Annotated in this window: 21 protein-coding genes; 11 read left to right on the plus strand and 10 right to left on the minus strand. The window is 56.0% G+C overall.

What is annotated here, in order from left to right:
* Positions 1–60 precede the first annotated feature (60 nt).
* From KDX30_RS17500 to KDX30_RS17510, 3 genes are all read right to left on the minus strand, one after another.
* A complete protein-coding gene (locus KDX30_RS17500) occupies positions 61–924 on the minus strand; it encodes a hypothetical protein (RefSeq protein ID WP_231677038.1) in 864 nt (287 codons plus the stop codon).
* Positions 925–985: 61 nt separating this feature from the next.
* Positions 986–1,807 (minus strand): ABC transporter permease, encoded by an 822-nt coding sequence (locus KDX30_RS17505; RefSeq protein ID WP_231677039.1) that lies wholly within the window; start codon positions 1,805–1,807, stop codon positions 986–988.
* Positions 1,804–2,664 (minus strand): ABC transporter permease, encoded by an 861-nt coding sequence (locus KDX30_RS17510; protein ID WP_231677040.1) that lies wholly within the window; start codon positions 2,662–2,664, stop codon positions 1,804–1,806. Before KDX30_RS17510 ends, KDX30_RS17505 begins: the two co-directional genes overlap by 4 nt.
* A gap of 631 nt (positions 2,665–3,295) precedes the next feature.
* Here KDX30_RS17510 and KDX30_RS17515 point away from each other — a divergent pair.
* Positions 3,296–3,916, plus strand: a complete 621-nt coding sequence (locus KDX30_RS17515; RefSeq protein WP_231677041.1) for a hypothetical protein — start codon at positions 3,296–3,298, stop codon at positions 3,914–3,916.
* A gap of 56 nt (positions 3,917–3,972) precedes the next feature.
* Here KDX30_RS17515 and KDX30_RS17520 read toward each other — a convergent pair whose 3' ends face one another.
* From KDX30_RS17520 to KDX30_RS17540, 5 genes are all read right to left on the minus strand, one after another.
* On the minus strand, positions 3,973–5,589 hold the full coding sequence (locus KDX30_RS17520; RefSeq protein WP_231677056.1) for an ATP-binding response regulator: 1,617 nt from the start codon (positions 5,587–5,589) through the stop codon (positions 3,973–3,975).
* 222 nt (positions 5,590–5,811) lie between these two features.
* A complete protein-coding gene (locus KDX30_RS17525) occupies positions 5,812–6,435 on the minus strand; it encodes a response regulator (protein WP_027898257.1) in 624 nt (207 codons plus the stop codon).
* Between the two features lie 273 nt (positions 6,436–6,708).
* A complete protein-coding gene (locus KDX30_RS17530; protein ID WP_231677042.1) occupies positions 6,709–7,194 on the minus strand; it encodes a DUF4189 domain-containing protein in 486 nt (161 codons plus the stop codon).
* Between the two features lie 85 nt (positions 7,195–7,279).
* Positions 7,280–8,401, minus strand: coding sequence for a hypothetical protein (locus KDX30_RS17535; RefSeq protein ID WP_231677043.1), 1,122 nt, complete (start codon positions 8,399–8,401; stop codon positions 7,280–7,282).
* Between the two features lies 1 nt (position 8,402).
* On the minus strand, positions 8,403–8,780 hold the full coding sequence (locus KDX30_RS17540; RefSeq protein ID WP_231677044.1) for a hypothetical protein: 378 nt from the start codon (positions 8,778–8,780) through the stop codon (positions 8,403–8,405).
* Between the two features lie 590 nt (positions 8,781–9,370).
* Between KDX30_RS17540 and KDX30_RS17545 the strand changes: the two genes are divergently transcribed.
* Entirely contained in the window at positions 9,371–9,811 is a 441-nt protein-coding gene (locus KDX30_RS17545) for a hypothetical protein (protein ID WP_027898261.1), read from the plus strand.
* A 37-nt stretch (positions 9,812–9,848) separates the two neighbouring features.
* On the opposite strand, the gene KDX30_RS17550 is transcribed toward KDX30_RS17545, so the two are convergent.
* Positions 9,849–10,340 carry a DUF4189 domain-containing protein gene (locus KDX30_RS17550; protein WP_122808121.1) on the minus strand — a complete coding sequence of 164 codons (492 nt, stop codon included), beginning with the start codon at positions 10,338–10,340 and terminating at the stop codon, positions 9,849–9,851.
* A gap of 55 nt (positions 10,341–10,395) precedes the next feature.
* A complete protein-coding gene (locus KDX30_RS29845; protein ID WP_122808120.1) occupies positions 10,396–10,878 on the minus strand; it encodes a DUF4189 domain-containing protein in 483 nt (160 codons plus the stop codon).
* Positions 10,879–11,280: 402 nt separating this feature from the next.
* Here KDX30_RS29845 and KDX30_RS17555 point away from each other — a divergent pair, with 402 nt between their 5' ends.
* The 9 genes from KDX30_RS17555 to KDX30_RS17595 all read left to right on the plus strand — a co-directional run bounded on the left by KDX30_RS17555 (position 11,281) and on the right by KDX30_RS17595 (position 22,893).
* On the plus strand, positions 11,281–12,063 hold the full coding sequence (locus tag KDX30_RS17555) for a YfaP family protein (protein WP_122808165.1): 783 nt from the start codon (positions 11,281–11,283) through the stop codon (positions 12,061–12,063).
* 36 nt (positions 12,064–12,099) lie between these two features.
* Entirely contained in the window at positions 12,100–13,875 is a 1,776-nt protein-coding gene (locus KDX30_RS17560; RefSeq protein ID WP_231677045.1) for a DUF2138 domain-containing protein, read from the plus strand.
* Positions 13,839–14,510, plus strand: coding sequence for a DUF1175 domain-containing protein (locus KDX30_RS17565; RefSeq protein WP_164581748.1), 672 nt, complete (start codon positions 13,839–13,841; stop codon positions 14,508–14,510). The genes KDX30_RS17560 and KDX30_RS17565 overlap by 37 nt, the downstream gene beginning before the upstream one ends.
* Positions 14,507–19,081 (plus strand): alpha-2-macroglobulin family protein, encoded by a 4,575-nt coding sequence (locus KDX30_RS17570; protein WP_231677058.1) that lies wholly within the window; start codon positions 14,507–14,509, stop codon positions 19,079–19,081. Before KDX30_RS17565 ends, KDX30_RS17570 begins: the two co-directional genes overlap by 4 nt.
* A gap of 1 nt (position 19,082) precedes the next feature.
* The gene (locus KDX30_RS17575) at positions 19,083–20,702 is read left to right on the plus strand and encodes a DUF2300 domain-containing protein (RefSeq protein ID WP_231677046.1); all 1,620 of its coding nucleotides are present in this window, start codon (positions 19,083–19,085) and stop codon (positions 20,700–20,702) included.
* Between the two features lie 170 nt (positions 20,703–20,872).
* Positions 20,873–21,406, plus strand: a complete 534-nt coding sequence (locus KDX30_RS17580) for a hypothetical protein (RefSeq protein WP_122395245.1) — start codon at positions 20,873–20,875, stop codon at positions 21,404–21,406.
* Positions 21,407–21,553: 147 nt separating this feature from the next.
* Positions 21,554–21,982 (plus strand): DUF4189 domain-containing protein, encoded by a 429-nt coding sequence (locus KDX30_RS17585; RefSeq protein WP_122395244.1) that lies wholly within the window; start codon positions 21,554–21,556, stop codon positions 21,980–21,982.
* Positions 21,983–22,014: 32 nt separating this feature from the next.
* Positions 22,015–22,407, plus strand: a complete 393-nt coding sequence (locus KDX30_RS17590; protein WP_122395243.1) for a hypothetical protein — start codon at positions 22,015–22,017, stop codon at positions 22,405–22,407.
* Between the two features lie 6 nt (positions 22,408–22,413).
* The gene (locus tag KDX30_RS17595; RefSeq protein WP_122395242.1) at positions 22,414–22,893 is read left to right on the plus strand and encodes a DUF192 domain-containing protein; all 480 of its coding nucleotides are present in this window, start codon (positions 22,414–22,416) and stop codon (positions 22,891–22,893) included.
* The last annotated feature ends 21 nt before the right edge of the window (positions 22,894–22,914 follow it).

Here is a 22,914-nt window from a genome sequence, read left to right on the forward strand (position 1 = left end):
GTAGTTTTCACACTGTCTGCACTGGTTCTCTGTTTGCTGCAGGAAAGCATGGTGTCAGGGTCATTTGATCGGTTCATACACCTTGCGCGTAGCCTCGTACCTGTAATCAGTCACTATTTCGGGCTGATTACCGGCGGCAGGCACCGTCACTCGCAGCAACGGGAGGTCGCTGCCTTTCTGCGCAATGAACTCGAGCTTACCGGTCGTGTCGCCACAAGGAATGGCTCCGGCCGAGTCGGGCCCGCAATTGGCTTCGTTATTGAAACCGGCTTCGAGGGTTGCCAGGTAAGTCCACCATTTGTCGTCGGTATTCGACAGTTCTTGAGGATGGAACAGCAGTATCTCGATCGTTCGCATCCGCTCCCCGGACACCAGATACCATGTCGGCAGCGCCAGCAGCATGTCGCCTGATGGGGTATTCCACGTCTGCGGTTCACGCGTCGTGTCGACTACGTTGCCTCGCTCGCTGCCGCCAAATTCGCCGATGTACGGTTCTACGCCTTTTAGCAACCACGGCGACTTGCTGCCGGGTTGGCTGGTGACAAACGTGGCATGCGCCATGGTTACTTTGGTATCCGGCGCAGGAAAGTCATTCTCGAGTTCGGCACCGTATTTGTCCGGTGTCTCCCAGACAAACCCTGTGTAATAGAGCGTTCCGTTCAGTTCGAACTGAAAACCGTACCAGTAATTGATCCAACTGCCGTTGACCGTCGGGTAGGACAAGTCACCGTTCCCATCCACCCTGCTGATGTAATACATGATGCTGTCGGGGCGCGGTGGTTTTAACTGTAGAGCCGCTCCTGTGGCAGGATCCCTCGCGATTGGCGCAGGCGCCGCGGGTGCGGCGCCGTCGTCATGTGCCAATGCCGGCCCTGCCGCCAGTGCTGCCAGAGCGAGAATCAGTGGAATGGTTTTGATGAACATTGGATGTCCTTGGCCTGAGAGCGGCTACTGGTTTCAACAGCCTGTTTTTTCAAAAGAAGGTTCATGGCCTGCGTCCGCTGCCAATCATCAAGAGTGAAAGCACAGTCAGGAAGATTACGAGAATTGGTAATGCGAAGCTGAAAGGTGCAGCCTCGGAATAAGCCATAAGCTGCGTAATCATGAGTCCAGGCTCAGCGGTTGGAGGACTGACCCCGGCGCCTAAATAGGACAGTGTTGCTAAAGCCAGAATGGCTGAGGCAGCACCAGATGCGGAGAAGGTCATGAGTCTTGATGACAACTCAGGCCATACATGTCGGCGTATTACGTAGAGTGTACCGTGCCCCTGCTGGCGGCTGTCTGCCACGTCCGGCGAAGCCAGCACCGTGCGCGAAAGTGCGCGTGTCATACGGAAGCATTCAGTCCATAGCACCAGTGCGATAGCGCCATATACCGCCAGAAGATTTCCCGGAAATATCACGACGATCAGTAGCACCATCAGTAATCGGGGCAGGACCAGAAACACTTCGGCCAGCAGGCTGAGACATTTATCTATGACACCGCCTGTCCAGCCGGCAAGGATGCCAAGCAGTATTCCGGGTACTGCGGCTGTGATGACACTAAACACAGCGAACCCTAGCGATAAGCCTACAGCGGCGGCTAGCCGCGCTAGCATGTCACGGCCCAGTTCGTCTGTGCCCAGGGGATGCCCCTGCACGGGACCTGACAGCAGCGCTGTGCGATCCATTTCCAGACTGCTTACCCCCCACATCAAGGGCACCAACACGGCAAACAGTATCAGCGTTGCGAGAATGGAGAATCCAATGATGCGAGGCAGGGCATGCGTCCTTGGAGAGTTGCTCTGGATAGCGGCTTCGTGGCTCATGAGTTCCTCCGACGAGAATCGATGGAGTGGTTTACCAGGTCAACAATGGTTTTGAGGAGCACGAACATCAGCCCGATAGCCAAAGCGCTACCCTGCATCATTCGTGAGTCGCGTTCGGCGATAGCGCGCACCAGTTCCATGCCAATTCCAGGCCAGGCAAAAACTGTCTCAACGACGATGATGCCTTCCATCAAATACACGAGTTGAGCGCCGAGAGCGGTGACTATCGGGCCCCTTATATCGCGTAAGCCGTGCTGCCTGAATACTGTGAATGCGCTGAGTCCTTCAAGTCGTCCGGAGGTGTAATGGGGCGCTGAAGTGACTGCTAATGTGGCGTCTCGCGCGGCAAGCGAAGACACTGCTGCCAAACCCAAAGCGAGGGTTACAGTTGGAAGGATTGAGTGAGCGAATGTGGCGTGCCCTTGAGTCGGCAGCAAACCCATGGCCACAGCGAAGATCAATACAAAAATAATCGCAAGCACAAATTGCGGAATTGCGCGTATTGCTGTGCTCAAGAGCAAAAGCGCGCGATCCGTCCATCCACCCCTGTGCAAGCCTGCAATGATCCCAAGCGGTAGCCCGATCAATAGGGAAAGTATCAACGCACCGACGGCCAGGGGGATTGAACTACCCAGACTTTGAACAACCCTGTCCAGTACGGGCTCCCCCGAGGCTATGGAACTGCCGAGATCAAAAGTCAGGACGTCACCCAGCCAGCCCAGAAAAAGCCACGACACCGACTGATCAGGGCTCAACGGCGTACGAAGCTGAAGGATTATGGATATGAACGTCAGTGTCCCAACCAGCACTGCAACCATGAATGCATGCAGCAGGCGAAGGCTCAACAAGCGAATCATGCTGCGTACTCCTCGGCGCGATCAGGTTGCGGATTGCCAGTGGCATACACCTCGTTTATGGACCGGAAGATGCTGTGCGGGCGCGACGGCTTTGACGGTAAAACCGCTCCAGTGGCCGTATCTGTCACGGCAGGCGCACGTTCGCCGAGGGTTGTATTAATAAGCATTGGATGTCCATGTCTTGTGAATACGGAAGTCTGCTCGAGCCAGGCCCGTGCAAACCGTGCTTATGGGAATCACGGCTCTGCGCTACCACGAAGTTAGGATGCTGGGCAGTGCATCCTTCGCCTGGAAGTCTTATGAGTGCATAAAGTAAATCAACGGCCAATATTTGAAATAGTACACCTGTACTATGTTTGCCTTTCCCAGGAAGTGTTAGGTTCAACCCATCAATCGGTGGTATCGCCCGTTACAAGTTTGCACGGTATTAAGAATCTTGGTTTACAACAGGTGTGAAGTGCACGGCAAAACTACTGAAGGGAGTTGTTCATTGTTGAACGGCGTAATGAGAGTCTCGGCGGCAGTTGGTTTGCTCGCCTCCACAGCGTGTATGACACTGCCCGGTTTGGCCGCAGGCAATAATTCTGCTCAACCGAGTGCCGCCGAACTTGAGGCCCTATTGAAAGGCGTGATGAATTCGGCGTATGGCGCTGATAATTACGACGCCTCGCGACAGTGCTGGAAGCACTCTTTTCAGGCAGGTCAGGACTCTTTGGATTACTGCATGCTGGGTACTGTTTCCAGAGTCGTCAGTGCCGAAACCGGCAGCACTGTTTACGTGCAAGCCCACAGTGATCCTGAAGCTGAAATATATTCCCAGGTTGATCCCGGACTGGAAGGGCTTTTTCTGGCCGGGCTGGACGCTAACCAGAATGTGAAGCTACTGGCCTCCAGGCCGGCAATCGACAAAGGGCAGGCAGGCGATTGCGGTTGCCTTGATGCCAAAGTCATTCAGGTCGGGCCTGACCGATATGGCTGGCTGTCTACCACGGGTGGTATCTGGCAGGGCGTGCAAGTGACTCGTTATTCACTTGAGGTTCCTGTTGGTGATGAGATTCGTGATGTTTCGGCGATTCCACAGATCAGTGAAAACTCGCCGGATGAAACCCACGAACTTAAGATCAAAAGTGACGGCGGGGTGGTGGCAGGTATGTACCCTCTGGAAGTAGTCAGCAAACGCAGCGATAAAGTGCTCGACACACGGCTGGTGCAGTACGACGAAGCCAAGCGGATTTACCCGTGGGCTCAATGAGTCGCAGCCGCTAATAAGCCATGCAGCAAATAATTGCCGCATGCCAAAGCGATATATCAGGTCAATGCAGGCGTCGCGTAACCCACGTCCTGCATCTGGTTCATTTTGAAACTCAGCAGTAATGAGCGAAGTTCAGCAGGTCGTACGGGCTTGGACAGTATCGGGATATCCGGATCGTTGAGCGATTGCTGTACATGCTGTAATTCATGACCGGTAATCACGATAGCGGGTATCCGTCGGCCATGCATTTCGCGCAGATAGGCAATGCTGTCAGCACCGGTCGCGGTCCGGTCAAGGTCGAAGTCGGTGACAACAAGGTCGCAATCCACGCGGGTCTGGGGGATCGCTGATGCGGTCTGCACATCGCAGCCCCATTTTCGCAGCAACATTGCGGTCGCTTGCAGAACGTTGTGGTTATCTTCAATCAGCAACACACGCAAGCCACCGAGCAGGCGTTTGTTCCAGTCGATATCAGGCGCTGGAACCACCACGTTGGCGGGTACGATCGGCAAGCCGTCAATGATCACGGATGTGCCGCGCTCAGGCCATGACTTGATGCTGAGTTGCAGTTTCAACAATCGGGCAATACGGCTGACAATACTCAGCCCCAGGCCGACGCCCTCAATGTCTTGATCTCGCTTCTCACGAACCCGATAAAACTCATTGCACAAGTGCGGCAAATGTTCAGCCGATATTCCGCGGCCAAGATCGTAAACGCCAATGCTCAACTTGCCTTTATGCTGTCGGCAGCCAATCAGTACCGGTTTGTCTGGCGCATATTTGAACGCGTTTGAGAGTAGATTCTGCACCAGCGTGCGTAATAACGCGGCGTCACAGCGAACATGCTGGCGGCACGGTCGCAGTCGGACTTCAACGCCTGCCCAGTTGGCCGCTTCGCTATTCTGACTGACCAGATTGCTCAGTAAAGCGTCGACATCGATGGTTTCCAGATGCGGCTTCATATCGCCCTGATTGAGGGTGTAGATATCCAGCAACGATCGGAAAAGTTGCTCAACGGCGCTCAAGGCCCGGTCGATGTTGTCGACCAGCCGCCGCTCATCATTGCCCAGTTGCCCGTCGCGCAGGCAGGCGGTGAACAAACTGATGGAGTGAATCGGTTGACGCAGGTCATGACTGGCTTGTGCCAGGAACCGTGACTTGGCCTCATTCGCGGCCTGGGTTTCCTCAAGCGCGATATGCAGACGCGAGAGCAGGAAATAAACGAATAGCGGCAGCACCAGCATCGTCAGGATCATCATCACCGCAACGGCAGGGTGTTGCTGCAGGAAAGGTGTGAACTGGATGATCAGCGCCAGGGAGGCGAGGGCAAATCCGGTGGCCAGCAACAGATACGTGCGCCCGTAGCGCATGCCGTAGCCCACCGTCATGCTCAACATTACCGAATAGACGGGCAGCATCGCTTCGCCCCCGACGGTAATGGTGACAATCCCGGCCATATTGTCGACCACAAGAGCAAACATTCTGCGCGGAGTTGAAGCGCCAGGTTTTTGTGCGATGCGTATGATCAACCCCGTGTTGACGATACCGAAGGCCAGGCAATAAGCCAGAATCACCCACATCCGCGTAGCCGTCATATCGTCCATTGCATAGGCGATGAGGGTGTATAACGAGGAGGTGGCAATCACTGCCATGCGCAACAGAGCCTGAATCATCTCCAGGTCTTTGCATTTGGTGAGTATCGATATCATTGACATCGCAGCGCCTTATCCTGGAATTGGCCGAAAGATTGCCAGGCTGGATCACATAATGCGGTTATAACACCGGACTCTTTTGTCTTCCCTGGAACGGTCCGTATGTTGTTGGTTGCCCATGTATAAACAGGGCGGGGCACTGGTCGTCTGAAACGTTGAGGCCGACGTGGAGTCAGCCCTGCGTTACTTGATGACCAGGCTGGAAAACTGCGCGGCAGCGGCTGAGCGTGTTGGCACGCCCAATACCTTGAGCAGACTGGATACATGGATGCGCACAGTAAAAGGGGAAACACCCAGTTCCTTGGCGATTTCCTTATTGGTTTTTCCAGAGGCTACCAGACTCAGTACCTGTTTCTGGCGAGCCGTCAGGTGGCTGAGTATCTTCACGTCAGCATCGTTAAGGATCGAACCGCCGGGTTTGTACTTGACGACAATCTCACCTTCGCGAATAGCGAGGATGGATTCTGCAATTTCCTGGGGATCGATGTTCTTTCCGATAAAACCGTCCGCGCCATGTGACATGACGAGGGAGATGGTCTCCAGATCATCGACCATAGACACCACAATGATGGACGTGCGTTTGAATTCCGCGCGCAGTTCGGCAATGGCCTGCATCGAACTCAAACCGGGAAAATGCAGATCCAGAAACAACGTATCAACTTCAGTGCCGGACCGGGCCAATGCCAGCACCTCATCGAGATTGCTGGCCTGCTCAATGACCGACCCGGGTAGCAGTCGCTCGATGGTCCGAAACATACCTTCACGAAACAGCGGGTGGTCGTCAGCCACGATAATTCTGCACGACATTCGTCTGTCTCCGTAATTCGAGGGAGCATCATACATACGAGGACGCGGTCTGTATCAAAAGTGATACGCAGTCAGAGTGTGGTTTCGTCGCAAAGTTGCACTGACAAGGGAACTTTTCAGGCGAAAGTTTGTGTGCGGTTTCCCTGACGAGGGAGAAGCGAAGGGAATCTGTTGCTTAGGAAGCAGTGGTGCGGGGACGGATTCGGCAATGCCGGGCACTTAAGGTTCGAGTACAACAATCTCTGAGCATAGAACAGCTTGCCCGGCTGCAGACTAATATTTTTTGAAAACCGGATCAGTGCACGCTGAATAAATAACGCTGCATGGCGCGCCCCCATTTACTTCGCAGTCTTTCGTTGCCAGATCAATTGCAATCTCCTCGCTTTCCGCCCCCTGGATATAGCTGATTGTTTTTGACGAAATCATGGCAGCACACTGATTGAAGAATACAAAATCTACTTCGCAATCTTTCGCTTCGCCTTGGGCGCATAGACGCATCGCCGACTCTCGCGCCTCGCGTTCAGAAAACTTGCCGACGGCACCGCCCGACTCGCCCGTCGCATCTGATCCCGCAATAGCGCCCCAGGTTTTGATCCATTCACCTGTAGGCCGGGGAGGAGCACTCTGGTTGTACTGAGGGTCGTCCGGCAGGCATTGCATGCTACCCGCCTGAGCGCCCATCGGGCAGCGTGTTTGTGCTTCTGCATACATCCCGAATATCAACATTGGCAAGCAGGCGAAAGGCGCGATCTTTTTCATCTCAGAACCCCTGTCTTTGATACTTCACGCTTGAACCAACGCCGTCACGGCTGGTTTGCCTGTGACGGCGTTTAACGTCTTATACCTACTCAGCTTTCAAAGCGTACGTCGGGCCCCACGCCGAATCGCCCTGGACTTCACGGGCCTTGATCTGAATTGGGCGGTAGGTAAGCCCTTTCAGGGTTTCCGCCAGTTTAGGCATGCCCCAGTCCGCAGGGTTGTCGGCTTTCCTGACTTCTTCGAGTTCCCCAAGCATTTGCACAAGGGCGACTTGTTTGAGCTCGCAACGCATCTGCTCCTGATCCGTCTGCTTGCAGCTTTTCTCTTTGAACGTTGCTGCGGGTGGTTCTGCGAAGAAGCCATCAATCAGAATGACTTCGCCAGCGGCGATATCAAAGGCGGCAAATTCCTTGTCCAGTTCGACCTTTACCGCACGGGCTTCGAGGGTCCGCTGCTCCGTGCTGGACACCCAGCCAGCGGCGGAGGTTTGTTGTTTGACGTCGTAGGATGATTTCCCCCAACTGGTGCATTCATTGTTAACAACGCGCCTTGAGGTGCAGTAATCCTCCTGAACTGTCTGATTGCGGTAGCTTGCGTCCTCCCATTTCTGACCGCGCTCGAACTCGTCGATGGTAAAGGATTTGAGCATCGCATGGCCTAGCGGCGATGGGCTGATATTGCGCCCACCAGGGGTTTCGAAACCACGCGTTCGTGGCAAGTTGTAGCTCACGCCGCTGATTGAGTAATGACCAGGATCGACCAGATAAATCATGTACATCGTCCGCCCGAAAACCACCTGGAAGTAAGCGTGTTTCGGGTCGTCCTCATCGCCGCGGTTTTTGGTGTCGTACCCCACCTTGAACATTGAAGAAGCACGCGAAGTATTCGTCCACTCGGTGGTGCCCGAGCGCATCCTCAGGAAGTTAGCGATGGAGTCATTGTTCTGAAAATCAGTGTGCAGGCTATCCAGGCTCGGGCTGGGAACAACAATGATTGCTTTGCCTGCACTTTTGAACTGCGCAAGCATTTCATCTGTTGCGCTATTTTGGGCAAATCGGGAGGCAGGCTGCGCTGGAACTGCCTGAGTAGTGCCGTATGGCGAGTAAGCAGCGTAGGGCGACGATGTCGCCGGTACGCAGCCGCTTAGCGCTACGCCACATATACTGGCGCTAAACAGCAGGAGGGCGTGAGTCGATAGCGTACTCATTTCAGCAACGTCCGGCAGCTTTCAACAATGCATTACAGTTTGCTGGTGCGGCGGCGGGTGCCGGAGCTTGATTGCCGGTCTGCTTTGCAGAACCCTCGACAGGACCAGAACACAGCGTGTCCGAATCAAGGCCGACGAGGGTAGTGTAGTAGCAGTTGTAAACACCCTTGTTTGTCTGTGCTTTGAACTTCACAGAGTCGAGCTCGCCGCGCTTGTCAAAAATCCGCACTTTCTCAGGCGTGGTATTAAGTGTGACGGCTGCCTTTTCCTGCAGACCGCTATCGCTGACCGTTTTCGACGCGATCATTCCGCAACCTTGCAGTAATAACGCTGCGGTAACGGTGCCGAGTGCCTTGATGAGTGTCTTATTGGAGATCATGATGTCGCACCTGTTTAGTTTTAGTTCGGTGTGGAGATGTGCAGAGCAATGTGCTCCGCAGATAATCGATGCTTAAAACTTTTCAAATATCGGATCAGTACACTCGGCGAGTGCAATCCTGCAGGACTGCCCAGAGTTCTTCTCGCACAATGTCATTGCATCGATCAGATGCGCGTTCCTTACTGTCCCCTCTTGAAGTGCCCGCATCTGGCCCGCATTGTGGGCTGCCCGGAGCTACCCCGGCAGGGCACGCTGTCTGACCAAAAGCGGAGTGAGACGCTAGAAGTGCAAATAACGAACACAGTTGGGTACGACGCATTAGATGGCCTGTTTAAGAAAGTGAGGTCTGCGCTCGCATCGATCGCGACGGTTCATTATTCAGTGTTGACGTTAACGCCCAGTCAGTCGCCGGGACAATAGTACACATGTGCTATTGATAAGCGCTGACCAAGTGCCCCACTATTTCTGGAGGAATAATCAGGCCGCAGCACTCAAGTGCGCGGGCCCTTAATTGCAGTATTGGACTGCTAGTGAATAACGTGCTGGTTGAATGAGCATGTTGTGCATCTTGCAAGGACAGGATTGAAATAATGTTCAAGATGACAGTGGCGGCTTTGATGTTTCTAGCTGTTTCAGGTTGCGTTAGCCTTAATCCCGAGCGCGAAATGATCAAACAGCTCATAGGCAAGGATGTCAATGAAGCTAAAGGGTTTCTGTTTTCAACCATGGGCAATCCCGTGTATGAGCCAACTCCCGTACCCAGCATCATTGCCGATTCCATTCCGGGCAGTGTCGGGGGGTTATACCAATGGGAAGCGCTGGCTTATTACGAAGATGTGCCGGAGCAAACAGGGTCGTACCAGGATGTTGACTCAGGTCGTCCCGTCATTGTGCACACCTACGACTATAAACGCGTGAATCACTACTGCACGGTCAATCTCCAGGTCGACACTCGAAATATCATTAGAGAAGCGAAAGCGGTGGGTTCAGGGTGCACTCGGATGTCCAAGAGCTGGTATTTCGGTAGCTGACACAGGTCTCAACTGCTCGCACTGAATGAATGACGCCTCAGTACTTCCTGAAGTACGGTTCGGTGCAATCCGTGCCCCTGACGAAACATTGCGCCCCGGAGTCCTCTTGGCATTCTTGCAATGCAGTTCGTTTCGCAATGTCCGCGGTTTCAGCGGTGATGATCTTCCCGCCTGTACGACCTTTGGCTGCCTGTACGACAGCCACACATTGATTCTTATAAGTCATGTTGACCTTGCAGTCCGAATTCCCAAAGTCCGCACAGATTTTTATTGCTTCAGCTTCGGCGTCGTTTTTTGAAAATTTCCCGGTACTGCTGCCGATATCACCGCTTTCCGAACTAGCGATCGCCCCCCAGGTTTTAATCCATTCACCTGTTGGCCTGGGAGCGGCGTTCACTTCTGCCTGAGGATCATCCGGTATGCATTGGATGTTTCCCGCCTGGACTCCGATTGGGCATCGCGTTTGGCCCATGGCGGTGGTGGAGATAATCGAGCCAAACAGAAATACACACGAGAAAGAACGGAGCATTTAACAAACCTCGAGCTGGTATCTATTGGGCGCATTCAGCCCAGGTTGCTGCCACTTAGAATTTCTCGAAAACAGGGGGCGAGCACTCTGTTAACAGAACAGCGCAGGTGGAGTTTGTGCTGCTTTCACATTCCTTGACTGCGAGATCTGCGGCTTTCTCCCTCGGTCCTGTCACGGTTGCTGATTGCCCTGATTCGGCTCGGGCCACCGAGATGCATTGATTATAGAAATAATGCTTCGCCACACACTTGCCTGCACCAAACGCTTCGCACCGAGCGACCGCCTCTGCGGCAGCGTCGGATTTGGATAACTTGCCTGAGGCCAGTCCAATGTCTCCCGAACTGTTTGCGGAAAGAGCCCCCCAGGTTTTGATCCATTTTCCCGTTGGCTGAGGCGGTGATGAGTCGCCTCTCGATGTGCTCGAATCAGGTCCGCATTGCGGGCTGCCTGGTGCTACGCCGCCTGGGCAAGCTGTCTGTCCTGACGCGGCAGTTGAGGCAAGCAGGGCGAGCAGTGTAAAAAGTCTGAAACGTCGCATTCTGAATGGCCCGGGATGTTTATCTGGGGAATGACGCAATCGACAGCGCGATAACGTGGGTCAGGTAATGAAAGTCGCTTAACTGATAGCTTTAATGGTTATTGCTATAGAGTCGGGTGCATGGGCCTATCGTGAAGTGACCCAGACCGATAAAACATAGTACATGTGTGCTATTGAAAGCCGGGCTGGCCTCCAAGAATAATGGCTGGCACTTGCTCCTGCGCTTTATACCCATGCGGGTGTGAGCACTAATAAGATTTATTCGGCATTCCCGTGCCCCATTGCTCAGGAGAGCTGACGTTGCGCGGTATGGACTTAGCGTTTAATTCGCATAAAAAACAGGGTGCTTTCATGCGCGGGACCAGTGACAAGCTGTATGGAAGCGCGCCGGTGCGTTGCGTGATGGCGCTGGTGTTAACGTTTGCCTCGGTGACTACGGCTTGCGCCGAGTCCTCTTCTGCACTCACGGAACCCGTGGGTGGCTGGCGTTACAACGGCCTTCTGGACCGAAGTGAGGCACCGCGAGTCGCGTATCCCACACCTCCCATCGACCGCGGCGCACAGCGCAGTCGCACCATGATCGAGGGCCAGATCAAAGCCCTTGGCAAACAACGCGGCCCCAATGTCCTCTCGGTCAACGGCAACCCTTTGAACCTTTATACGGATGAGCAGGGGCGCTTTGCCCGGCCATACGCCTTTGGTGCGGGCTCCAACAGTGTCGAGGTGCGGAGCGCCGAAGGCAAATCCCTCAAACGCGTGCAGTTTTATGAAGCCAACAACCAGCGCACGCCAGCACGCATTCGTGTCGTGCTGGGCTGGGATGATCCAAATGCCGAGCTCGACTTGCACATCGTTACGCCCGACGGCCAGCACGCGTTCTTCGCCCATCCAGTGCTGACCAACGGCGGCGGTCTGGACACCGACAGCGTGGATGGACCTGGCCCGGAGATGTTCACCATGACTGCGCCGTTGCAGGGCACCTACCTGATTTACGTGAATTATTGGGGCAACTACAGCAGTGGCGGCGGTTATAACTTCGATGAAGCCAGTAACGAAAAAGAAGTGATTACTTCGCAGATAAACCTGGTGCTCAACGAAAACACTGTCAATGAAAAACGCGAGACATTCATCGTGCCTTTGCGTGGCATCGGTGACCTGCTCTTGGTCAAGACATTCAACTATTGATCATCCCCTCCCACGGATGAATTGGGTTTTGTGAACATGAGCGATAACTCGACTTCAGCGACTTCCGAGCCAACCGGCACGCCCGTCGTAAAACCTGTCCGACGCTGGCCATTGCTGTTGGGCGGACTGTGCGTGGTCGCCGGTGTTGCCGGTGCAATGGGTTGGCTGATGCTCAAACCCAAGGGGCCGATGGTCGAAATTGCCAGTGACAAACTGCACTTGAGCCGTCCGGATGGTTTGCTGGAAACCACTTCCTTGAGCCAGTTGCCCAAGGATTTGCTGGCGGTGCCGTTCCTGAAAGACACACTCACCGAAGATTTCGTTTTCTATTACGAAACCCATACTGATCGCCTTGGATTGATCGGTAGCCTGCGCAGAATCATCTACGAATATGACCTGACATTGCAGGACACCCTCATTGAGCAACTCCTCGATCAACCTGCGGACATCGCACTGTGGCGCGGCAAGGACGGGCGACTCAAAGACTTCCTTATGGTCATGGATCGAGGTGGCATGGCCAAGATGCTGGAACAGTTGCTCAAAGTGCTCTACGACCCGCAGTTGAGCGAAATCGGTGTGGTGAAGATCGGTTCCGATGAGGTGCCGCTCTATCTTTTGAATTACAATGCCAGCAAGTCGCTGGCGTTCGCCTCCTATGGCGACAAGCTGGTGGTGGTGTCAAATCCGAACAAAATCGCGGGGCGTGATTCGTCCACCTATGAAAGAGAACCCTCCACCCTGAGTCAGCCTTTGGGCCAGGAAGACGGAAAGTCCGCCCCGGAGTCGGGCAGTATTTCGCCAGAGGCCCTCGCCGCATTACTCAGTGGCGAAAAGCTGTTCACCGAAGCATTTGGGCTGCAGCCACGCGCGCCGCAGGTCAAGCAACGGCTGTCGGTCAACGCCAGTGTTCTTGCCATGGGGTATCAGCGCTTCATTCCGAACTTCGCTGGCCTGCGTTTCGAAATGGACGAGAAGGGCTGGCACAGCTTTCTGGCGATGAACGAAACCGAACATCAGCCAGGCTTTGATTTCAAGCCGATCTGGCAGGCGATGCCCATCGGTGCCAGCGCATGTGTGGCTTTGCCCCTTGCGGCCGCGCAACAAAAACCATTGCTGGTAAAACTTGGAGCAGAAGAGCCGGTTGCGCAGGCACTGACTGCGCACATCTCTGATGCAGCGGGTCTTTGCTGGTATGCCGATTCGCGCTTGTACACGCCGTTGCTGGTTGCCCATCTGACCGACAAGAACAGCGCCAGACTGGACGGTGATTTGGGCAAACTGTTCGGTTCCATGGTCGGCTCCTACGAGGCGAATGCCGAGGGGCATGTGTTCCCGGTAGTGGAGAAGCAGCAGGGCGAAACTCATCAGTGGCAGCGACAAGTCAGCACCCGTTTTGGTCCGTATCTGGCCAGAGAGGCGGAAAACCCTGACGCGGTCAGCGGCAATGCGTTCATGAAGGTCAGTCTGGCGCGGCACGGTTCGACGCTGCTGTTCTCCCTGGACGACCAACTCCTGGACAAAGCCGTGGGCACCCTCGACAAACGTTTCCCGCCGCTGGCCGACGTGCTGCCCGGCGATCAACTGGTCCCGATGTATTTCAACCCGGGTGCAATCGCGCAACTTCTGCAGCAAGAAACCCTGGGCAGTCTGCCCAAGGACATGGAACCGGTTTTTTACAACGCCGCGCAGACGCATCTGATCCCGAAATTGCAGAAACTCGGTGGGTACGGCAAGTACGCGCTGACACTGCCGCAAGGTACTGAACCCGATGGTCAATGGCAGTGGTTGCCATTGGAGTGGAAGCCGCTGTGATTGCTCTGGGTCGAGGCCTTGCTCTGCTGGCGATCTTGCTCGGCAGCCCTGCATTTGCCAGTCAGATTCCAGCGCTCGACGCGCAGCAGTCTCAGGTATTTCGTGCCTGGTTCGTACGTATTGCTCAAGAGCAACTGGCCCAAGGGCCTAGCCCACGCTGGTATCAGCAGGATTGCGCGGGCCTGGTGCGCTTTGCCAGCAATGAAGCACTGAAGGTTCACGATGACAAATGGCTGCGCAGCAATGGCTTGTCCAATCGTTACCTGCCGCCGGAGATGCAACTGAGCGACGCTCAGCGAGGGCTCGCCCAGCAATGGCAGCAAGGCGACGGACAAACCGGCCCCTACGTGAATGCGATCAAACTGATTCAGTTCAACAGTCACCTGGTCGGGCGCGACATGGCTCAGGCCCGACCCGGTGATCTGATGTTTTTCGATCAGGGCGATGACCAGCACCTGATGATCTGGATGGGCCGCTACATCGCCTATCACACTGGCACCACGACACCCACTGACAACGGCATGCGCTCGGCAAGCCTGCAGCAACTCATGACATGGAAGGACACCCGATGGATACCCGACGCTGCCAACCCGAATTTCATCGGCGTCTATCGACTCAACTTTCTCTCCCAATGATCGGTGCCCGCATGCCGCGTATTTGCTCTCTGATTACATTGTCGCTGGCACTGTTGCTGCCTATGACCAGCGTCAACGCCGACGACAGCGTCGAGCCAAGCGGCTACAGCGCAGTACCGGGAGAAAGCTTTTTTCTACTGGCGGACAGCAGTTTTTCCAGCGATGAGCAGGCCAAAGTACGCCTGGAAGCTCCGGGCCGTGACTATCGCCGGTTCCGCATGCAGCCTTACGGCGGCGCGGATATCCGCGTGTATCGCATCGACAAACCCATGGACTTCCTCAAGCGCCAGAAAAACCTGCACCGCGTGGTCAGTGACGGACAGTTCAGGGGCGAAGGGCTTTCCAACACCCTCGCGTATCTCTGGGACAGCTGGTATCGCCAGTCCCGACGCGTCATGCAGCGTGCGTTTTCCTATGAGTCCCGCAAGCAGGTCACCGAGGAAGTGCCTGAGCTGAAGATGGGTAACGCCATGGCTGCGCCTACACCCTACGAGGCCCAAGCGCAGTTCGCACTGATCCCCGGCTTGCCAGTGGTGAGTCAGTTCCGTTACCCGATCTGGGAAGCAAAACCGATCCAGCCACCGGCTGGTGTTGACCTGAACGGCTCGTCCAGCAAGTTCATCAAAGTCGTGCCCGGTAACGTCTACATCCCGCTAGGCAAGTTAAAGCCCGGGCTGTACCTCGTGGAGGCGCTGATCGGCAAGTACCGCGCCACGACCATGGTGTTCGTCTCCAATACCGTTGCGGTGAGCAAAGTTGCCGGTGATGAGCTTCTGGTGTGGGCTGCCCGCAAAAACGAAGGCAGCCCGGCCGAGAAGGTCAATGTGCTCTGGACCGACGGCCTGGGCGTCATGAGCAGCGGCGCGACTGATGCGCAGGGTTTGCTCAGACTGAAACACGTCAGCCCCGAACGCTCATTCGTGATCGGTGAAGACCAGGAGGGCGGTGTTTTCGTTGCAGAGAATTTCTATTACGACAGCGAGATCTACGACACCAAACTCTTCGCGTTCACCGACCGGCCGTTATACCGGCCCGGAGACTGGGTCTCGTTGAAGATCGTCGGGCGGGAGTTCAAGAATGCTCGCGATTCCGTGGCGCCAGCCGCTGCCGATGTTGACGTGACCATCCTCGATGCCACCGGTACTGCGCTGCAGTCGCTGGCCCTGAAGCTTGATTCGAAGGCGGGCGCCCAAGGCCGTTTTCAGCTTCCGGACAATGCCGTTGCCGGTGGTTACGAAGTGCGTTTCAGGTACAAGGATCAGGCCTACAGCAGCGCGTTTCGCGTAGCGGAGTACATCAAGCCGCACTTTGAGATAGCCCTGAACCTCGCCAAACAAGACTACAGCATCAACGAGCCGGTGAAAGGCAACCTGACCTTGCTCTATCCGGATGGCAAGCCGGTGGCAAATGCAAAGTTGACCCTGAGCTTGCGCGCCCAGCAGCTTTCGACTGTCGATAATGAGCTGCAATACCTTGGGCAGTTTCCGGTGGAATTGAAGAGCGCCGAACTCACCACTGACGCGAAGGGTAATGCGACGCTGGACCTGCCGCCGGCGTTCAGCCCTAGCCGCTACATGCTCACCGTGTTTGCCAGTGACGGTGCGGCGTATCGTGTCCGGACCACGAAAGAAATCCTGATTGACCGGGGCGCCGCCAGCTACCGGATTACCGCCCCGCAACGGTTCAGTGCTGTGGGTGAAAAGGTTGTCTTCGGCTATTCGAACGAAGGTGGCAGCGAGCAAACCCGGTCTGTCACACCCGCAAGCTATAAATGGGTGCGACTGGAGGACCAGACCAGTGGCGGTGACAAACTCGTCGCGGGGAATGAAGGTTTCAGCGTGACCTTTCAGCAACCAGGCACTTACAACCTGACGTTGATGGATGAAAGCGGTCGTTTGTTGGGGGCCACCGGCCATTCGGTGAGCGGTGACGGCGTCAAGGCGGTCGCGGGTACCGTTGAAGTGATTTTCGACAAGCCCGAGTACACCGTCGGCGACGAAGCTACTGCGCTGATCACCTTCCCTGAGCCCGTCAGCGATGCGTTGCTGTCTCTGGAGCGCGACAAGGTTGAAGCCACGGCGTTGCTGTCCAAGGGCGGCGACTGGTTGAAGCTGGAAAAGCTCAACGATACCCAGTACCGGGCGCGAATTGCCGTGAAGGACAACTTCGCCCCGAACCTGACCTTTTCGGTGCTGTACACCAAAGGCGGGCAGTACAGCTTCCAGAACGCCGGGATCAAGGTTGTCGCCCCGCAGATCGACGTAGCCATCGCCACCGACAAAGACGCTTATCGGCCGGGCGACACCGTGTCCGTTGACCTGACGACTCAGTTCGCAGGCAAGCCGATTCCCGCGCATCTGACGGTCAGCGTGGTCGACGAGATGATCTATGCACTGCAGCCGGAAATTGCGCCTGCCATCGACCAGTTCTTCCACCACCCGCGCCGCAACAATGTACGCACCAGTGCCAGCTTGTCCTTCATCAGCTACGACGTCGCGTTGCCCGGCAGCCCGACCGCGCCCGGCAAGGCCAATCGCAGTGATCGCAGCGTTAAAGTGCTGGAGCGGCCACGCCGTGAGGACGTTGACACCGCTGCGTGGGAGCCTGAACTGGTGACCGATGCAAACGGCAAAGTGCGCTTCACTTTCAAAATGCCGGACTCGCTGACTCGCTGGCGCATCACTGCCAGGGCCATCGATCAAACAGGGCAGGTCGGTCAGAAAAAGCAATTCGTGCGCTCGGAAAAACCGTTGTACCTGAAATGGAGCGGGCCAACCCGATTCCGCGCCGGAGATAAACCGGATCTCGGCGTGTTCGCGTTCAGCCAGGCCGACCAGCCGGTCAAGTCAGAACTCGTGACCCACTACGCGGGAGCCGAGCAGCGCATACCGGTGACCTTGAACAAAGGCATCAACTACATCGCATTGCCTGCATTCTCCCTCGCAAGCGGCGAGTGGAAGGCCGAGTTGGTGCAGGACGGTAAAACTGCTGATGCGCTGGCCGTAAGCCTGACCGCCACTGGTGAGGGCTGGCAGGTCACGCAGAGCCAGAGTCTGGACGCGGTCAGTGGCGATACACCGCTGACCTTGCCAGCCGATGCCACCGCCATTCGACTGCGTCTGGATGACAGCTCACAAGCGTTGTTCCGCTCGGCACTGGATGATCTGCTGAGCTACCCCTATGGCGGTGTCGAGCAGATAGCCAGCCGTTTGCTGCCACTGGGCATGGCGTATCCAGTACTGTCATCTGATCCGCAAATCAGAGACCGCTTGCGCTTGATCATGCAAAACAGCCGTTTACGTCTGGTGCATCTGGCGGGGCCGTCGGCAAGCTTTAACTGGTGGGGCTACGGCGGTGAGCCGGACGCGTTCCTCACGGCTTACGCTTACTATGCCGACTGGCACGCGAGCAAGGCGCTGGAATTGTCGCTGCCGCCCGAGCACTGGCAACGCGTGCTGAATGTCTATGCGAAGCAGGCCGGTAAAACGCCGCTGTTGCAACGCGCGCTGATCCTCTCGTTTGCCAGACAAATGCAATTGCCGGTCAATACGCTGCTCAGTGGCTTGATGGATGACCTGGCTAAAGCCGGCGAGGGTGCTCAGGCCAATGTGATGGACATGGATGAGGGCAGCATCGTCATGAATGCTCCGGATTCTGCTTTGGGCCTCGCAGCCGCGCGGGTCATGACGGCTTCGCTGGCCAGGCAGAACAAGGTGATCATCCCAGAGGCGTTCAGTCGCCAGTTGCCGGGTGCCCAGCAGCGTCTGGATGTCAGCTCCGAGCCATTCGCCGAAGCCTTGAACCTGTCGCTCAAAGCTTTCGATCAAGAACGTGCGCGTGCGTTGTTGCAGCGTTTACTGCCTCAGCAATCAACCCTTGAGCGTGCTCTGGCGTTGAGCTGGTTGCAGCGCAGCATCGAGCAGGCGTCGCCGACTATCGCGCTGGCGCCAGGCGAAGGCTGGAAGAAGCGCTACGGTGCCAGCGGTGAAATGTACTGGACATGGGAAGGTGCCAATCCCGTCCCTTCATCGTTGTCATTGGCCGGAGCCCAGGAACGCCCTCTGCGTGCGTTGCTCAGCTACCAGACCCGACAGCCTGCGGTGGAGCCAATGCCTGTGACCGTCACTCGCCGACTTTCTCGTCTTGTGCCGGGCACTGAAGCGTTCACCTTCAGCCTCGAAGCCGTGGACGGCAAACCGCTGTCCAGTGACAGCCTCTATCTGGATGAAGTCATCATCACCAGTAAGGCTGCCAAGCCACTGCGCTACGGCATGATCGAAGTGCCATTGCCGCCCGGCGCTGATATCGAGCAAACGACCTGGGGTATCAAACTCCAGGGTAAGGCGGGCACGGAAGCGGCGGCGCTTGAGAAAGCGCGCTTCGAGCCGGGCCAGCTGGGCTACGCGATTCCGGTGGATGCCTTGAGCGGTGAGTTGCGCATGCGGCATCTGGTGCGTTTCTCGCAAAAAGGCCAGTTCAATCTGCCGCCAGTGCGCTTCACCCAGGTCTACGCACCTCAGCACCAAACCCTTGAGCAGAAACCTGCATACGGCCAGATCAAGGTCAATTGACGTGCGTTCACGCTGGCTCTGGCTGGTGCTGTTTCTACTCCCTGCGCTGGCCTCGGCGCAGGAGGACCCGATTCAGGTGGCGTTGAAGGGAGAGCTGTTGTCCCTAAACCGCACCGGGCTGGTTTCGCGAGCACCGCTGCCCGCTGATTTACAGGCCCCGCTGGGCAGTCTGTGGAAGTTGTTTGTCTACGCCTGGTTGGTAGACACCGGCGCCACCGAGCCCGCCTATGAGTGTCGAGGGCAGTCCAAGGAAGAAGTTTATTGCTGCACGGCCGGTGGCAGCATCGGTCGCGATCAGGCATTGGTGAAATCCTGTGGCTTGTATTTTGAGCCTCAGCGTCTCGGCATCTCCGAGTCGGACTGGCGAGCTTATTGGCAAGCGCGCAAAGCACCGCCATGGCTGCTCAGCACTTCCACACTGCAGCCGCAAACCCAGGTTCCCGTGGCGCAATTGCTGGAAACTCTGGGCACGCTTCCGGCACAGGATCAGGCGCGACGGGTGCTGCTTGATGTGGTGCTGGGTGCGGTGGACAACAATGTCGTTGGCACGTTGGCTGGCCTTCTGCGGATCAAAACCTGGAGCTGGTTTGCCGACGACGCCGCTGCGCAACGGGAGGGCGGCTTTGCCGGCTGGACCGTGGATGGCACGCCCATCTGGGCGCAGGGGCGCGGCACCAGCCAGACGGTCTTGCGCAATTACAGCGAGGCCCTGGCGTCGGTCCTGCCCGCAGGCTGGCCCGCCGAGCCGGGACGTTGCGTGGAGGTCGACCTGTTTTCACGTTACCCGATCGGGTACGTGCTCAAGGCGGGCCGCGCCGTTGAGTCAGGCCCCTTGCTGGGCGACTATCGCGTCGAGTTTTTGAATGGCAACCAACTGGACATCCACAGCGACGGCGAACTCTTTCTGGTGAAAGACAAACTCGTCGCCCGGCTGGACCGCGAAGAATATGTGGCGCGTGTGCTGCAACGCGAAGCCAGGGCAGAGCCCGCCGAGGCCGCCAAGGCGCTGGCCGTCGCGATTCGCACTTACCTCCTGCAAAACGCCGGCCGCACGGGTGAATGTCTGACTATCGATGACAGCAGCAACCGACAGCGCGTAGCGCCGCGCCCGGCGAATGCCGAATCACGCGGTATAGCCGCGTTGACCAGCGACCTGATCCTCGTGGGCACTAATGTCACCTATCACTTGACGCAACCGGATGCCGACAAATTGTCCTGGGAGCAAGCGGTAGAACAAGCCAACGCGGGCCAGCGTTACGACGCCATCCTGTCCCACGCCTATCCACGCGCAAGCCTCAGTCGCTGGGACAATCCGGTCGCGTCCTGCACAGCATTGCCCGACGCTCAGGAGTGGCTGCAAAAACAGCGCCGGGTCTGGCGTCAACGGCTCGAAGGGGAGGTGGGTTACAACGAAGTCAGTACGTTTGCCGTATGCCGTGTGGCCTTCGGTAATCCCCATGTCGACCGCGAACGCAACCGGATCTACGTACGCGGCGTGCTGTCGCTTCAAGACCGTCTCGACCTGACCCACGAGTATCTGCACCTGGCGTTCGAGGCGCATCCCAATGGTCAGGATGAAGCGTATATCGAAGGGCTCGCCCGGCGTCTTTTGCTGGAGTAGTACCCGTTAACTTACTGGCAATGGCAACACAAACTGTCCCGCTCTGATTACTAGGCGTTGGCCACGACGAGTAAGCGGATAGTACACCTGTACTATCGAAAAACTTCAGAGTGTCGAATATGATTTTTTCACGATTCCACCCATTCCAGTAATTTTGAACGAGACGGTGTATGACAAGCATGATGAATGAAAGGTCTGAGCCGACAGTAAAGCTTTCCGCCCAGCCAGCCGCTTTCAGAGTTTTAAAAAGCGCAGCCACAAAACATGCGCTTGTCGCCGCGCTGCTGTCTTCATTGGTGGGGTGTACTTCGATCCCTAGTCAGGAGCTCAGTAGTGTAAAAGATGCCCAGGGTAAAGATGTCAATGAGGCCATCGCAAAACTTGCGCCTCTGATGGGCGAGCCTAGCGCTGTACAGCCTGACCGTAAAAATCCGGATAACACCGCTTATTACTGGAGTCGGTATAAGGGTACGTTTTCAGAAAACAAGTACATGGGGTCTACTCATGACCGGAGCGCAGGGTATCTTCAGATTACAGATCAATACCAACAGAATACGTGGACGGAACACTGCTACGTCAAGGTCGTGGCTGACCCTCAAGACATCGTAGTGGATTACGAAGTGGAGAACTGTGGTTTCATGGACCCTTTTTTTGGAAGTGGTGAACTCAAAAAAGATTGTCTTGTGTGTAAGCTGGCTGAGTAATAGTTAGTTCAGGGTTGAGGTCTCAGGCCCGCGAATACTGCACTGTAAAATAGCTCTATGTGTCATACAGTTTTTCACTGATTCATTTATTCGACGTGCTGTTCAATTTTTCTTTCATCTCGTTTGCTACCGCTGTAAGGACACTGAATGAATAACGTGCAACGCTGTGTGTTACTGTCGTCAATCGCGCTGCTCGTTGCATGTGGGCCTGACTCCGATACTTCAGGATCGAAATCCGGAGAGTGGGTCAGTACCTGGGGCGCGGTCATGACCTCGGACCAACTCGACAAGGTCTGGACGACCACTAAACAGCAAAGCGCGGACTACGCCAAACAGGATGTTCTTGGCAGGTGCGAATCAGCGGGCGCTACGGATTGCTTTCTCGTCGCGACCTATTCCGATCAGTGCGTGGCAGCGGTCCAGTCAGAAGACGGGAACGTAAATGCTGTTTTCACCGCTGACGATCCCTTGACGGCGCAAGAGAAGTCGATGGGCTACTGTAAGCGCAATGCCAAAAAATCAGAATGTAATCTGGTATTCACGGAATGTACTCAGCCGAGGTACAAAAAAAATTAAATGTTGCGCTTGATTGAATCTGGAGTAGCACCGTGAAGAAGACTGCCCTGTTTTTACTCGCATCGTCTGTCCTGCTGACAGCCTGCGGGCCCGACAAAATCGTTTACGATCTTCCTTCACCCAATGGCAAATATCACGCCCAGGTTCGAAGCTGTCCTGAGACCGGATCCATTACGTGGGGCGAGCAACTGGAGGTCAGCATTCTCGAAGTGGGCGTAGGGGAAGAATGCCATTCAGCGGTGAAGTCCCTCACAGGATTCAAAGCGGGCCCGCCCGGATTGGCAGTCGAACAGTTGCAACTTGAATGGCTATCGGACACACAGTTCAGGGCGTGGTACCCGGGTTTGAAACCGAACGTGGATCCCACGGGGTCGTACACAAAACCCAACACGCCGGTCCAGATAATATATCTGCCGAAGCCGTGACATTTGATGATTGCTTCCGCTTTGAAAACTGCAGCTCTCAGGGCAGCGACTGCTTTGCTGCTGACAGGTGCGCTGAACGCACCACTGGCTACGGCAGCCGAAATAACAGAGCTGTGCGACCTGACATTCACCGGAAACATCAAGCTTGCTGGCGTACCGGTCGCGCGTACCTGGCCGCAGCAATCCAAAGGGCTGTCTTATCTCGATGATGTGGGCCCCGGGATGCTGTTTGCCTACGACTCAGCGGGAACACTCTCATTCTGGATGCGCAATACATGGGTGCCTTTGTCCGTCGCTTACATTGGCGAGGATCGAAGGGTGTTCAAGATGGAGGACATGGAGCCGGATTCTGCGGACTATCACTTGTCCGGGCAGCCTGCCAAATATGCGCTGGAGGTCATGCAGGGGCAGTTTGAGCGAAAGGGGATTGCGGTGGGTTCAAGGCTTGAAAACATAGAGTGTCGAGCCAAGCGTCAAGCCGGATAGCGCAGCTATTAGGACACGAAG

The sequence above is a fragment of the Pseudomonas quasicaspiana genome (assembly GCF_021147825.1).
Lineage (GTDB): Bacteria > Pseudomonadota > Gammaproteobacteria > Pseudomonadales > Pseudomonadaceae > Aquipseudomonas > Aquipseudomonas quasicaspiana.